We start from the raw sequence: 210 nt of genomic DNA on the forward strand, positions 1-210 counted from the left end.
TAGGCAGTGTGGCATTAAAATCACTGTCACGTCGATAACGCAACGCCAGGATGTCCGAGGCTGTTAGCCCCTTTTGAGTTAATCCAAATTCCTGATTGATGGTATAACGATCGAAGCCTTCCATTGGGGTGGCGTCAATGCCTTCCAGTCGTGCATCAAAAAGTTATTGTCCTAATGGTAGATAGGTCTGATTTTCCATCCAGGCGGGCA

At 47.1% G+C, this 210-nt stretch carries 1 pseudogene; it reads right to left on the bottom strand.

The features are described from left to right. A pseudogene (locus tag ACNQO6_RS18650) lies at nt 1–210 on the bottom strand (NAD(P)H nitroreductase); the annotation flags it as partial.

Origin of the sequence: Acinetobacter calcoaceticus (assembly GCF_051947995.1) — a bacterium.
In the GTDB taxonomy this organism is placed as follows: domain Bacteria; phylum Pseudomonadota; class Gammaproteobacteria; order Pseudomonadales; family Moraxellaceae; genus Acinetobacter.